This is a genomic window from Streptomyces sp. NPDC097981 (genome assembly GCF_040302565.1).
Lineage (GTDB): Bacteria > Actinomycetota > Actinomycetes > Streptomycetales > Streptomycetaceae > Streptomyces.
The window spans coordinates 1-12,972 of record NZ_JBEORW010000040.1 but is presented as its reverse complement, the minus strand read 5'-3'; the positions used below and the strand labels follow the sequence as shown (position 1 = coordinate 12,972).

The window sequence follows — 12,972 nt, the reverse complement described above, 5'->3', positions numbered from 1 at the left end:
CTGCCGGCCATGCGCGTGAGCCTGCAGCAGATCGTCGTGGACTGCCGGGAGCCGAGGGCCCTGGTGCGTTTCTGGGCCGCGCTGCTCGGCGCCGAGCCCGTGGACCGGGCCCGCGACTGGTCGCACGTGGAGCTGCCGGGGACCGCACGGATGGCGTTCCAACCGGTGCCCGAGGGCAAGTCGGTGAAGAACCGGCTCCACCTCGACCTCGTGGTCGACGACCTGGCGGCCGCGACCGAGCGGGCCGTGGCCCTGGGGGCGTCCCCGGTGGGCGGGCCGGTCACCGACGACCAGGGTTCCTTCCAGAGCATGCTCGACCCGGAAGGAAACGAGTTCTGCCTCGTCACGGGCTGACCGGCGGCCGGTACGGCCGGGGCCGTTGGCGAGAACCCGCGGTCCCGGTCGACGCGGATGCGGCCCGGGGCGGGCAGCGCCCCCTGCGCATCCGCTCCAGCGCCTCCGGCGCCACCCCCTGGTTGGCGATCAGGACTCTTCTCATGGCCTTCTCTCAGCATGCAGGGATGCGGCTAGCCGAGCGCCCTGTAGTGCGTGACCAGCCGGCGCCGGTCGTCGAGTACGTGGAACGCCAGCGCCGGGGCCAGCTCGTAATCGACGGCGGGCCGGCCCTCGAAGGGCAGCGGGACGGTCGAGGCGACCCCGGGCGCCACGAGCAGTGGAAGGCCCGCGAACGTCGTGGCCGCGGCGACGTGCGCGTGACCGCACCCGATGTGCAGTGCCACCAGGTGCGGGCCGGGCAGCCCGTCGATCTCCGCCGGGTGGGCGGCCCGTGATCCAGAGCGGGGCGACCGCCACGGACGAGATCTTCAGAGCAGCCCCGGACCCGTAGTCACTCGGTGAGTCACCCAGACGCAGAAAGAGCCGGTGCAGGTTTCCCTGCACCGGCTCTCACCTGGTGTTTCTCTGTCGGGGTGGCGGGATTTGAACCCACGACCTCTTCGTCCCGAACGAGGTCCACACAAGATCCCCACCTGCGCGAACGACGTTTCCCCTGGTCAGCGCCATGGTCTCGAACGGTCCGGGGCAGTCTCAAGAGGCCTCGGGGAGCAGACCGGCTCCCAGCTGGCTCCCAAGCCTCCCGATGGCATCTTGGGAGCCATTAAGCTGGGGAGCGCTCGATAACCCCTGTTATCGAGGTCGAGTGGGGCGCCGCTAGTGAGACGGCCGTAGCGTTCGGAGCGCGGGAGGCAGACATGCCGCCGAGGCAGGCGGTCTGCCCGTGGACAAGATCGTGAGGGAGGGGCGGGCGCCGTGGTTCACCAGTCGGATTCGGCACCGGACTCATCCCGCACCTTCGTGGCAGTCCCCTACGTTTCGATGTCCGAGATCGCGACACTGGCCGGGGTGAAGCGCCCCGTGGTGTCGACCTGGCGGCGACGGTACTCGGACTTCCCGGCACCTGCTGTGGAAAACGCCGGTCGGCCCCTCTTCGATGGCGGAGAAGTGGCGCAATGGCTGATCTCCTCCGGCCTCGGAAACACCGACCCTGCAGAGCTCCGCACCGAGGTGGCCCTCTTCGGCATCGTGGCGCTGACGGACCGATTCACTGCATGGCAGCTGATCGAGGTGGTCGGAAGCCTGCTCTGCCTGCGCAAGCTCGACGCTCGCCCGCTGGCTGCCGGGGTGGCGGCCGATGATCAGACGCTCTGGAGCGCCGTGATGCGGCGAGCGGAGCGTATGGATGCTGAAGACGAGTTCATCCTGAGCGAGCTGTGCTCGGTCGACGCGGCCGCCGCCCCGCTTGCCCGCCTCGCCGAGGATCTCGTCGAAGCCGCCTACGGCGAGCACGGTGCGTACGAGTGGCTCCTTTCCTCTCGGCTTCGCCTGGGTCTGGATGCTCTTGCCGCTGATGCTGTCGCCCCCGAGCTCATTGCTCTGCTCACCCAGCTTGCGGATGTCCCGTCCCGGCTGGAACGCGGGGAACCCGTCACGGTCGCCGACCCGCATGCCCGTACGGGCGACCTGCTCGCCGCGATCCTTCGGAAGGCTGAGAACCGGGAAGGCATCACCGCCTTGGCTGCCGATCCGGACGCACGGTTCGCCCGCATTGCCAGGCGTCGGCTGCTATTGGCGAGCGTCGATGAGCTCGCACTCGACGTGCAGATCGGTCACGAGCTCGAGGAGCGCCTCGCGGATCCTGACGTCATCGTGACCCAGCTCCCGTACCGCCCTGGCGAAGATCGATCGGTGCAGGCGGCGCTTGAGGGGGTCGAGCGCATTGCCGACTTGCTGGGCCCCGGTGCCATCGCGCTCGTCCTTGGGCCGGCCGATGCTCTGGTGGATGCTCTTCGAGGTACGGAAGAATCCCGGCTGCGGTCCGCTCTGCTGCGGGGCAACGTAGTTGAAGCAGTCATTGCGCTGCCCGGTGGCGCTTTGCCCTACCGCCCTGGCTACCGGCCGGCGCTGTGGGTGCTCAACCGCAGCCCCATCCCCGCGGCTGAGGGAAAGGTGCTGCTTGCCGACATCAGTGCCGAGCCGCTGACCGAAGATGTGCGGCGCCGACTTGCGGAGGACATCCTCCTCTGGCGTGCCGAGGGGTTCCGGGCGATCGATGGCCATGACCCGCGTTACGGGCGTGCCGTGGACGTGGCCGTGCTGGACCGGGCATTCGGTGGTCCGTTGACCCCGCCTGCGCCGCCGGCGTCCGTCTTCCTCTCCCGTACGGTCTCCGAGCGACCCGCGCTCATCGGGGAAGCCGAAGCCCACCTGGACCGGGCGGCGTTGAGGGCACGCTCGTACGAGGATGAGCGAGGTGCATATCGAGGCCGGGTCCTGCGGCGCATTGGCCGCATGCCCAAGCGAACGACGCTCGGAGCGCTGATCGCCGAGGGCAGGGTCACCAAACTGAGGGGCTACCGTCTCGCTGAGGAGCACCTCACGGCGGAGGGCCACCATCGTGTCCTCGGCCCGGAGGAGGTCACGGGTCAGAGCCCTGTCGACTCCAGAGCCATGGATCGCTTGGTCCTTGCCAGCGCATACGACCGAGTCGCGCTCACTGAACCGGGCGACATCGTCTACACCCTGGTCCCTCGGCTGGGGATCTTCGTTGACCACGATGGCTTCGGCATCGTCGCCTTTCCAGCACGTGTCCTTCGCGTCGATCGCGATGCAGAGCGTCCGCTGACCCCCCGCGTGCTGGCTGCGCTGCTTGGTGCAGCGCGCAACACCAGTCGGAGCCCCAGCGCCGTGCGGGCCGCCCGCCGTATCGAGGACTACCAGTTGCCAGACCTCGAACCGGATGACATGGAGCGTTTCGACGCCCTGCTGGCTGAGATCGAGCAACGGGGGAGGCTACTCCGAGCCCAGTCCGAGGCTCTTGCCGAGGCCCGTCGGCTGACCGTCGCTGGCCTCGCGGACGGCACCCTCACCCTCGATCGCAGATGAGCCCGCCGCCACACCCGCAAGACCGCTGACCACACAAGACCTGTAACCGATCAGTCCTGAGGAAGTAGGAACGATGCCTCCGCGCAAGCGCGCCGCCGCCGGACAGGGCGAACTGCCCGGCGTTTCCAGCACTAAGGAGATCCAGGACATCCTGTGGAAGGCCGCGGACAAGCTCCGCGGCTCCATGGACGCAGCCCAGTACAAGGAGTTCGTCCTCGGCCTGGTCTTCCTGAAGTACGTCTCGGACGCCTTCGCTGAGCGACGCGAGGAGCTCGCTGCTGACCCCGAGCTCGCTCAGATCCCTGAGCACCGGCGGGCGGCATTCCTGGAGGAGAAGGACGAGTACACCGAGAAGAACGTCTTCTGGGTACCGCCGACCGCCCGGTGGGACCACATCGCGGAGAACGCGGCCAGCACGGAGGGTGGCGTCGGCAAGCTCCTCGACGAGGCCATGGACGAGGTCATGAAGGCCAACAAGGCCCTCACCGGCGTCCTCCCGAAGATCTTCAACCGTGACAACGTGGACCAGAAGCGGCTGAAGGAACTGGTCGACCTGATCAGCGACGCCCGCTTCACCGGCCACGGCGATCGCCCGGCACAGGATGTCCTCGGCGAGGTCTACGAGTACTTCCTGGAACGCTTCGCGCGTGCTGAGGGCAAGCGCGCCGGCGAGTTCTACACCCCGGCGAGCGTCGTGCGGCTGATCGTCGAAGTCCTGGAACCATACGAGGGCCGGGTATACGACCCGGCCTGTGGCTCCGGCGGCATGTTCGTGCAGAGCGGCAAGTTCGTCGCGAAGCGCCGCGGCAAGGACCACACTCACGACATCGCGGTGTATGGCCAGGAGGCCAACGAGCGAACGTGGCGACTGGCGAAGATGAACCTCGCCATCCACGGCATGGACCCCAAGGGCGTGGGCGAGCGGTGGGCGGACACGTTCGCCGACGACAAGCTGCCCGACCTCAAGGCCGACTTCGTCATGGCCAACCCGCCGTTCAACATGTCTGACTGGGCCAGGAAGACGGAGGATCCCCGCTGGCGATATGGCACCCCGCCGCAGTCCAACGCCAACTACGCCTGGCTCCAGCACATCGTCTCGAAGCTGGGTGACAGGGGCAGCGCGGGCGTCGTTCTCTCGAACGGCTCCATGTCCTCGAAGCAGTCGGGCGAAGGCGAGATCCGTGCAGCGTTGGTCGCGGCGGATCTAGTGGCATGCATGATTGCGCTCCCTGGCAATCTATTCCGCACGACGGCGATCCCTGCGTGTCTGTGGTTCCTTGCTAAGGACAAGTCCCCACAGGGGGCGAAGGCCCTGAAGGACCGCCGCAGCCAGGTGCTCTTCATCGACGCGCGTGCCATGGGCACGATGGTTGACCGCACAGAGCGCATCCTGACAGAAGACGACTTGGAGAAAATCTCCGATACGTACCATGCGTGGCGGGGAACCGAATCGGCGAGGGAAAAGGGGATTTCGTACGAGGATGTTGCTGGCTTCTCCTATAGTGCGACGTTGGAGGAGATTGAGAAGCACGACTATGCGCTCACGCCAGGGCGGTACGTCGGGACAGCGGTGGCCCAGGATGATCCGGACGCGGAGCCTCTGGAGGAGCGCATTGTGCGGCTCACGAAGGAATTGGTCACTCAGCTCGACGAGTCCTTGCGGTTGGATGCGGTGGTGCGCGAGGAGCTTGGGCGAATCGGATGAGCATGCAGACATTGGAAGAGCTGTGCGAACTTATCGTCGACTGTAAGAACCGCACGCCTCCCGCCGCACCTGTGGGGGAAGGTGTCGCCTTCTCTATCGGGACCCCTGACATTGTGGATGGGCGAATTCGGCTTCAGGGTGCGAAGCGCGTCACCCAGGAAACCTACGACATTTGGACGGCCCGGGCAGTACCGCGTGCCGACGACATCATCCTCACCAGAGAAGCGCCCGTTGGTCGTGTGGGCCGCATCGAAGATGGAATGATCCTCTGCCTTGGGCAGCGGACGATGCTGCTTCGTCCCGACATCAGCCGTACGGACCCGCGATTTCTTCACTATTTCTTGCTAAGTGATGATGTGCAGGCGATGCTTCATGGCCATGCTTCGGGTTCAACTGTTCCGCATCTCCGGGTTGCCCAGGTCCGCACGCTCCCGGTTCCTTTGGTGCCAGATCTCGCGGTTCAGCGAGCTATTGGTCAGCTACTCGGGGCGCTGGACGAAAAGATTGCAGTCGATGCAGCTGTCGCTGCAACAAGCCGCGAACTCAGCCTAGCATTTTTCGGGCAGGCAGTTCATAGCGATCAGCCTGTCGAGGTTATGGTCGAATCGGTTGTGACCGCACTTACTCGTGGCGTAGCACCCAAGTACACGGATTCCTCGGATGAGCTTCCTGTGCTCAATCAGAAGTGTGTCCGTGACGGGCGTGTGAACCTGGAGCTCTCTCGTCTGACTCTGCGGGAGAAAGTCAACGCATCGAAATTGCTGCAGCGTAATGACGTGCTTGTGAATTCAACAGGAGTCGGCACGCTGGGTCGAGTTGCTCGATGGACTTTGCCCCTGGAAGCAACCGTAGACTCCCACATTACGATCGTGCGGTTCGACAAGCAGAAGGTCGACCCTGTGTGTGCCGGGTTTGCAATGCTTCTTGCTCAGCCGGATATCGAGGCGATGGGGGAAGGTAGCACTGGTCAAACTGAACTCCGGCGCGCTCAAGTGGGCGGCTTGGAAATCACCCTGCCCAGCTCAGCAGCACAGAAGGAACTACGCATCAGGCTTGACGCCTTGGAGGAGCGAGCAGAACAGGCTCTTGCCGAGTCCAGGACGCTTGCCGCCCTGCGGAACGCCCTCATTCCCCAGCTCATGTCGGGCAGGCTTCGCGTCCGTGACGCGGAGCGCATCGTGGAGGACGCCGTATGACGACGGTTAACGACCGCGCCAAGCACGACCGCAAGATGACCGAGTCCACGTGGGAGCACCTCGCCATGGACGAGCTGGGCCAGCTCGCCTGGGAGGTGAAAGAGGGCAAAGCCATTGCACCCGGGTTCGGGCATCGCAAGGACTGGGACGACCTCATCCTGCACGACGAGCTCCAGTCCGCGATCGAGCGGTTGAACCCCGAGCTGCCGGCCGCCGCTGTCCACGAGGCCCTGAGTATCGCTGTAGACCCGGCCTCCACCGAGGCGTACCCGGAGAACAAGCAGGCGCACGCCAACCTCACGGCCGGCATCCGGCTCACGTACACGGACGACTTCGGCGCTGAGCAGACACCCACCGTCCGGCTCGTCGATTTCACTGACCCCGACGCGAACACCTACCTCGCCGTCAACCAGGTCACCGTCCGTGACAGCGACGGCAGCCACCGCCGCTTCGATGTTGTCCTGTACGTCAACGGCCTGCCCCTTGCAATCATCGAGCTGAAGAGCGCCGCCGCCGAGAACGCGACCCTCAAGGACGGGCACGCGCAGCTGCAGACCTACGTCGCCGAGTTCCCGGTGGCCTTCCGTTACAACGTGCTGTGCCTGGTCTCCGACGGCATCACGGCAAAGTACGGCACGGTCTTCACCCCGTACGAGCACTTCGCGCCGTGGAACGTGGACCATGATGGCGACCGCGTCGACACCAACGCACCTGACTACGACGGCTTGGAGGCGCTGAACCTCGCGCTGCATGGGCTGTTCACCCAGTCCCGTTTCCTCTCCCTCACCCGCAACTTCGTCAACTTCACTCCCACGGGCAAGCGCATCGCGAAGCCGCACCAGTACTACGCGGTGACGAAGGCCGTGGAGGCGATCGTCATTGCCTCGCAGACCAACGGTCAGGCGGGGGTGGTCTGGCATACGCAGGGGGCTGGCAAGTCCGAGGAGATGGTGGAGACTTCCGCACTGGTCGCCCGCCACCCGGCCCTCAACAACCCCACCATCGTCGTAGTCACCGACCGCAATGACCTCGACGACCAGCTGTACGACACCTTCCGGGACAGTCAGACGCTGCTCGGCCAGGAGCCCCGTCAGGTCGACACCCGGGACGAGCTGCGCACCGAGCTGAAGAGCCGGAACGTCGGCGGCATCATCTTCACCACCCTGCAGAAGTTCGGCCTCAGCAAGGAGGAGAAGGCCGCGGGTACCGGCCATCCCCTGCTCTCCGACCGTCGCAACATCCTCGTCGTGGTCGACGAGGCGCACCGCTCGCACTACGACAGCCTCGACGGGTATGCGCGCCACCTGCGTGACGCCCTCCCGTACGCAACGCTCATCGCCTTCACCGGTACGCCGATCTCGAAGGCAGACGCCGACACCCGCGCGGTCTTCGGTGAGTACATCGACGTCTACGACCTCACTCGGGCAGTCGACGACGAGGCCACCGTTCGCGTCTACCACGAGCCGCGGGTCATCGATGTGTCCCTGCCCCCGGACGTCGATCCCGCGTCCATCGACGAGAAGGCCAGCGCCCTCACCGAGGGCATGGACGATGCCGAGCGTCGGCGCGCCATGCAGTACGCCGCCACAATGAACACGGTCTACGGCGCCCCCGACCGCATAGCCAAGCTCGCGGACGACCTGATCTCGCACTGGGAGAAGCGCCGAGAGCTGGTGAAGCCGGACATCGGCGGACCCGGCAAGGCGATGATCGTGTGCGCCACGCGGGAGATCTGCGTCAAGGTGTTCGACGCGTTGGCCGAGCGCCGGCCTGCGTGGGCGAGCAGCGAGGTCGACCAAGGCGTCATGAAGATTGTCTTCCATGGTGACCGCACTGACCCGGAGCACCTGCGCAAGCACGCTCTGCGTAAGTCTCAGCAGAAGACCATCCAGGCCAGGGCCAAGAACCCGGACGACGCGCTCGAACTGCTCATCGTGCACTCGATGCTGCTCACCGGCTATGACGCGCCGCCCATCCACACCCTGTACATGGATCGCCCCATGCAGGGAGCCAACCTGATGCAGGCCCTGGCCCGCGTCAACCGCCGCTTCCGCGGAAAGCAGGACGGTCTGCTCGTCGGCTACGCCCCGCTCACCGACAACCTGAACCGGGCGCTGGGTGAGTATTCCCGCCGGGACCAGGAAGACCAGACCCTCGGGGCGGACATCGAACGAGCCATCACCGAGGTGAAGAACGAGCTCACCACCATCAAGGGGCTGCTGGCCGGCTCGCGCTGGAAGGAGCACCTCGCAGACACGGCCCATCCCGAGCCGCGCAAGCGTGCCCTGCGTCTGACCTCCAACTACCTGCGCGATCCGAAAACTCCCGGCAACAAGGTGGAACCCGGAAGCAAGCCGCTCTCGGCCCGCTTCAAGGACAGCGCGGCCCGCCTTGATCGCTTCTACCGGATCTGCGCGATGAGCAAGGAGATCGCCGAGCGCTGCGAGGACATGGCGGACTGGCGGCGCGATATCGCCTTCTTCAGCGAGGTGCGCGCGTGGATGGTCAAGCTGGACGCCGCAGACCGCGAGGCCACCGGCCGGCCGCTGACTGCCGAGGTCCGGCGCTATCTCGAAGCGCTCGCCGCCTCGGTCGTCGATGCCGATGAGATCACCGATCTGTACGCGGAGGCGGGGATCGGCAAGCTCGACATCACGCGCCTCAACGAGGCTCAGCTGCGCAGATTGGAGAAGTCCGAGACGCCGCATCTGGTGGCGGAAGCCCTGCGCCGCATGATCGAGCAGAAGATGCGCGAGGTGACCAAGCACAACGTCGTCCGGCACGAGAGCTTCTCGAAGCGGCTGAACGATCTGATGCGACGCTACATGCTTCAGCAGCTCACCAGCGCCCAGGCAATCGCCGAACTTGCGGCGCTGGCGCGGCAGGTGTCGGAAGAAGCGCGTCGCGGTGAGCGGTTCGACCCGCCGCTCAACCACGCGGAGCTGGCCTTCTACGACGCGGTCGCACACCGCGACATGGCCGAGCTGATCGTCGGCGGTGACGAGAAGCTGGCGGAGATCGCCCGGGCCCTCGTTGCGGACATCCGGAAGAACCTCTCCGTGGACTGGCTCTCACGCGAGCCCGTCCGCGCCAAGCTGCGCACCCGCATCCGCCGGGTCCTGGCCATGTTCGACTACCCGCCCGAAGAAGAGCGCGAGGCCGTCGACCTGGTCCTGAAGCAGATGGAAACCTTTGCGGCCCGGTGGGCTCCTGGCGCGAAATGATCGACCTGGCGGGCTGCTTCGGCAGCCCGCCAGTTGCTCTCAACTCACCATCAGGCATGAGTTCTTGATAACCCTAGTTATCAAGAATCTGCTGTGCCAAGGGGCCTCGGTCTCCCTAATGTTCCGTTCCGGCAGGGTCCGAGCGGCCCCGTTCCTCGTCCTACCGGACCTTGGAAAGCTGGGAGTTGACTGTGGAGCACAACACTGATCAGAGCGCAGGGCCTGAGGGCTCCAAGGTGCTCACCCGTCTCCTGGAGAACCGTCTGGCCGCGTCGGGCCTGTCTGACGCAACGAAGGAGCTGCTCCGGGACGCTCTGGGTGACCACGAGGGCGGAGAGGTGCGTGCCGCAGGCCGCGTGTACTTGGACTCCGTCTCCGTCGCCGGCTTTCGCGGCATTGGGCGCAAGAGCTGGCTCTCGCTCACTCCCAAGCCCGGCGTCACCCTTGTCGTGGGCCGCAACGGATCGGGCAAGTCGAGCTTTGCCGAGGCGATCGAAACGGCTTTCACGGGGACGAGCGCCCGATGGGACGGCCGCAGCCCGATCTGGCGCAGCAACTGGCGGAACCTGCACGAAACTGCTGCCCCGAAGATCGAGGTCAAGCTCCACCTTGAGGGCGATCCCACGTCCAGCACTCTGTCGTGTACCTGGTCGAGCGACGACGTCACGTTTCCCGAGGTCGCGTTCAAGCGGCCCGGCCACAGCGCGGTCGCCTTCACGGACGCAGGCTGGGACCAGCCGCTCGCCGACTACCGGCCCTTTCTGTCGTACGCCGATCTTGACCGGATGATCAGTGGCAAGCCCAGCGAGATGTATGACGCCGTCGCCACGATTCTCGGTCTGGGACAGCTGACTGACGCGGACGACCGTCTCCAGCTCATGGAGAAGGGTCTGCAGGCGGCGCTGAAGAGCGCTGATGGCGAACTGCCGGAACTACTCACGATGCTGTCTGCGCTGGATGACCCCCGTGCCGCTGCGGCGATCGCCGCCCTCGACCATTCCGGATCCCCGGACTTCGACGCTGTGGCGTCGCTGGTGGACGGCCTGCCTGGTGTGGACGGCGGCGAGCTTGACGCGCTGCGTGCCACGGCTGCGCTGGCTGGCCCCGATCTCGACGCGGTCGGCTCGGCCGTTGACGGCCTGCGCGAGGCGGCGGCCGTCCTGGACGACGTACGCGCGTCCGGGGCGGAGGACGCCCGCCAGCGGGCGGAACTGCTCACACGGGCCCTTGAGCACAGCCGACGGCATCCTGATGAGTCCGCATGCCCGGTATGTGGCTCCGATCGCCTCCTGGACGAGTCGTGGGCTGAGGAGGCAGCCGACCAGATCGACATCCTGCTGCGGGAGGCCGCCACGGCGCAGGACGCGCGAGACGAACTGCACAGCTCGATGGACGCGCTGCGTTACCTGATCTCTCAGGCCCCCGCGTGGCTTCCGGCGGGTCTCGTGGATCCGTGGGAGGAGTGGATCGCCTGCCGGGCGATCACCGACGCCGATCAGCTCGCTGCCCACGCCGAGAATGCCGCCCTGGTACTGGCCGATGCATGCGCTGCCATGCGCACCGAAGCGATCCGGGAACTGGAGAGGCTTGATGAGCGCTGGCGTCGGGCAGCCGTCCGTCTGGTCGGCTGGCTCGACCGGGCTCGCGCGGCCCATGCAGGCAAGCCGAGGCTGAGCCAGGTCAAGGGCGCACGGAAGTGGCTGAAGGAGGTCGGCACCGAGCTTCGCGAGGCGCGGCTGCGTCCGTTCGCTGACCACTCACAGCGGATCTGGGAGGAGCTGCGCCAGCAGAGCAACGTTGACCTGCGGTCCGTACGCCTGGCTGGTACCGACAAGGCCAGCGTACGGAAGCTCGTGACGGATGTGTCCGTCGACGGCACGGAGGCCGCGGCGGTCGGTGTCATGAGCCAGGGCGAACTGCACTCGCTTGCACTCTCCCTCTTCCTGCCCCGCGCAGCGGCCCCGGACAGCCCCTTCGGCTTTGTCGTGATCGACGATCCGGTTCAGTCCATGGACCCTGCCAAGGTCCATGGGCTCGCGAAGGTCCTGCACTCACTTGGCGAGAGTCGACAGGTCGTGGTGTTCACCCACGACACGCGGCTGCAGCGTGCATTCCAGAGCCAGGAACTCCCGGTATCCGTGCTCGAGGTAGAGCGCGGGGACCGCTCCACGGTCACGGTTCGCGCCGTCACGGATCCCGTGGTCCAGGCTCTGGTTGATGCACGGGCCATTGCCAGCACGAGGGACTTGCCGCAGGAAGCCACGACCCACGTCCTGCCCGGAGTTTGCCGGACGGTCCTGGAACGCGCATTTGCCGAGGCCGCCTGGGTACGGCTGCACCGGTCCGGGATCGCCGAGCATGCGGCCGAGGGAGCGGTCACGGGCGCTACGAAGCTGATGGAGATCGCCGCCCTGGGTCTGTTCGGTGATGCTTCCAGGACGGGTGACGTCTACCGTGAGCTTCGCTGGCGGTGCGGCCCGCGTGCGGTGGACCTCCTCAAGCAGTGTCAGGAGGGAGCACACCCCATGGGCACGACCATTACGGACCCGCACCGGTTCGTGGATGAGATCCAGGCCATCGCCCAGACCGTACGCAAGCCGGAGGTTCCCCAGCCGTGACTGCCGACGTCCATCAGCTGCTGGCTACGGCCGACCGGCTCCTTGTGGGTGCACCCGATGCCTCCGCGGTCGGCCGGTACAGGGGGGCCGCGTTCGCCCTCAGGACCGCGCTGGAAGCGGTGGTGGCCGACGTCCTCTATCAGGCCTCGCCGCCGATTCGTAATGGTTCGACCCGAGCAAAGTTCCTTTGCCTCCGGAGCTTCGTCGATGCCGGGGTAGCTCGTAGGGCGAAGGCCATCTGGGCGCTTCTCTGCCTGGGATGCCACTACCACCAGTACGAGCTGGGCCCGACCAGGGACCAGCTGAGGCTCTGGCGTGTGGAGGTCGGCATTGTGATTAGCCTGCTGTCCGCGTCAGACCGAGGCCCAAGCTGATGACTTCACAGTTCACGCGGCCCTTTACGCAAGACCGCGTCGGCCTTCATCGATTCGCCGAACAATCAAGTCCCCGCTACTGGCGACTCCCCATGCTCCAGATATTGAGGCGAAACTGATGGGTTTCCAATTGGATCGTGTAGCGGACGTGGCGGGCCGCGAAGTAGCCGCAGACGATGTGGGGTTGGCGTTGTCTGCGGTGCAGGAAGCGCCGGGTCTCGCGGGCGAGGTCGTCGGCTGAGGTCGCGCGGGCTGCGTGAACGTGGTGTTTGAGGTCGGCGTTCAGCAACTCGTCGGGGTTGAGCTCGGGACTGTAGCCGGGCATCAGGTGCAGCTCGACTCGCTCGGCGTTCTCCTCGAGCCAGGTCCGGACCGCCTTGCTGCGGTGGACCGGGTGCCGGTCGACGATCACATGGACCTTGCGCCCGGCCTGGCGGGCCAGGCGGTCGAGGA

Annotated in this window: 8 protein-coding genes; 6 read left to right on the top strand and 2 right to left on the bottom strand. The window is 66.2% G+C overall.

The features are described 5' to 3' along the window. Positions 1–9 precede the first annotated feature (9 nt). The gene (locus tag ABTY04_RS30575; RefSeq protein WP_352216662.1) at positions 10–354 is read left to right on the top strand and encodes a VOC family protein; all 345 of its coding nucleotides are present in this window, start codon (positions 10–12) and stop codon (positions 352–354) included. Positions 355–527: 173 nt separating this feature from the next. Here the strand turns inward: ABTY04_RS30575 and ABTY04_RS30570 are convergent, their stop codons facing one another. Continuing rightward, a complete protein-coding gene (locus tag ABTY04_RS30570) occupies positions 528–740 on the bottom strand; it encodes a metallophosphoesterase family protein (RefSeq protein ID WP_352216661.1) in 213 nt (70 codons plus the stop codon). 595 nt (positions 741–1,335) lie between these two features. On the opposite strand from ABTY04_RS30570, the gene ABTY04_RS30565 reads away from it, so the two are divergent. From ABTY04_RS30565 to ABTY04_RS30545, 5 genes are all read left to right on the top strand, one after another. Then, complete coding sequence (locus ABTY04_RS30565; RefSeq protein ID WP_352216660.1) at positions 1,336–3,402, top strand: hypothetical protein; 2,067 nt, start codon at positions 1,336–1,338, stop codon at positions 3,400–3,402. A 73-nt stretch (positions 3,403–3,475) separates the two neighbouring features. Beyond that, positions 3,476–5,107, top strand: coding sequence for a type I restriction-modification system subunit M (locus tag ABTY04_RS30560; RefSeq protein ID WP_352216659.1), 1,632 nt, complete (start codon positions 3,476–3,478; stop codon positions 5,105–5,107). Beyond that, complete coding sequence (locus ABTY04_RS30555) at positions 5,104–6,303, top strand: restriction endonuclease subunit S (protein ID WP_352216658.1); 1,200 nt, start codon at positions 5,104–5,106, stop codon at positions 6,301–6,303. The genes ABTY04_RS30560 and ABTY04_RS30555 overlap by 4 nt, the downstream gene beginning before the upstream one ends. Further along, a complete protein-coding gene (locus ABTY04_RS30550; protein WP_352216657.1) occupies positions 6,300–9,527 on the top strand; it encodes a type I restriction endonuclease subunit R in 3,228 nt (1,075 codons plus the stop codon). Before ABTY04_RS30555 ends, ABTY04_RS30550 begins: the two co-directional genes overlap by 4 nt. Before the next feature lie 191 nt (positions 9,528–9,718). Beyond that, positions 9,719–12,145, top strand: coding sequence for an AAA family ATPase (locus ABTY04_RS30545; protein ID WP_352216656.1), 2,427 nt, complete (start codon positions 9,719–9,721; stop codon positions 12,143–12,145). Between the two features lie 450 nt (positions 12,146–12,595). On the opposite strand, the gene ABTY04_RS30540 is transcribed toward ABTY04_RS30545, so the two are convergent. Then, positions 12,596–12,972: transposase (locus ABTY04_RS30540; RefSeq protein WP_352216655.1), on the bottom strand; the 377-nt coding region annotated here is incomplete at its 5' end.

What these genes read in the sequence shown, in the direction of transcription:
- ABTY04_RS30550 (WP_352216657.1), top strand. Translation starts at nt 6,300, where the DNA reads ATGACGACGGTTAACGACCGCGCCAAGCACGACCGCAAGATGACCGAG.
- ABTY04_RS30575 (WP_352216662.1), top strand. Translation starts at nt 10, where the DNA reads ATGCGCGTGAGCCTGCAGCAGATCGTCGTGGACTGCCGGGAGCCGAGG.
- ABTY04_RS30555 (WP_352216658.1), top strand. Translation starts at nt 5,104, where the DNA reads ATGAGCATGCAGACATTGGAAGAGCTGTGCGAACTTATCGTCGACTGT.
- ABTY04_RS30560 (WP_352216659.1), top strand. Translation starts at nt 3,476, where the DNA reads ATGCCTCCGCGCAAGCGCGCCGCCGCCGGACAGGGCGAACTGCCCGGC.
- ABTY04_RS30565 (WP_352216660.1), top strand. Translation starts at nt 1,336, where the DNA reads ATGTCCGAGATCGCGACACTGGCCGGGGTGAAGCGCCCCGTGGTGTCG.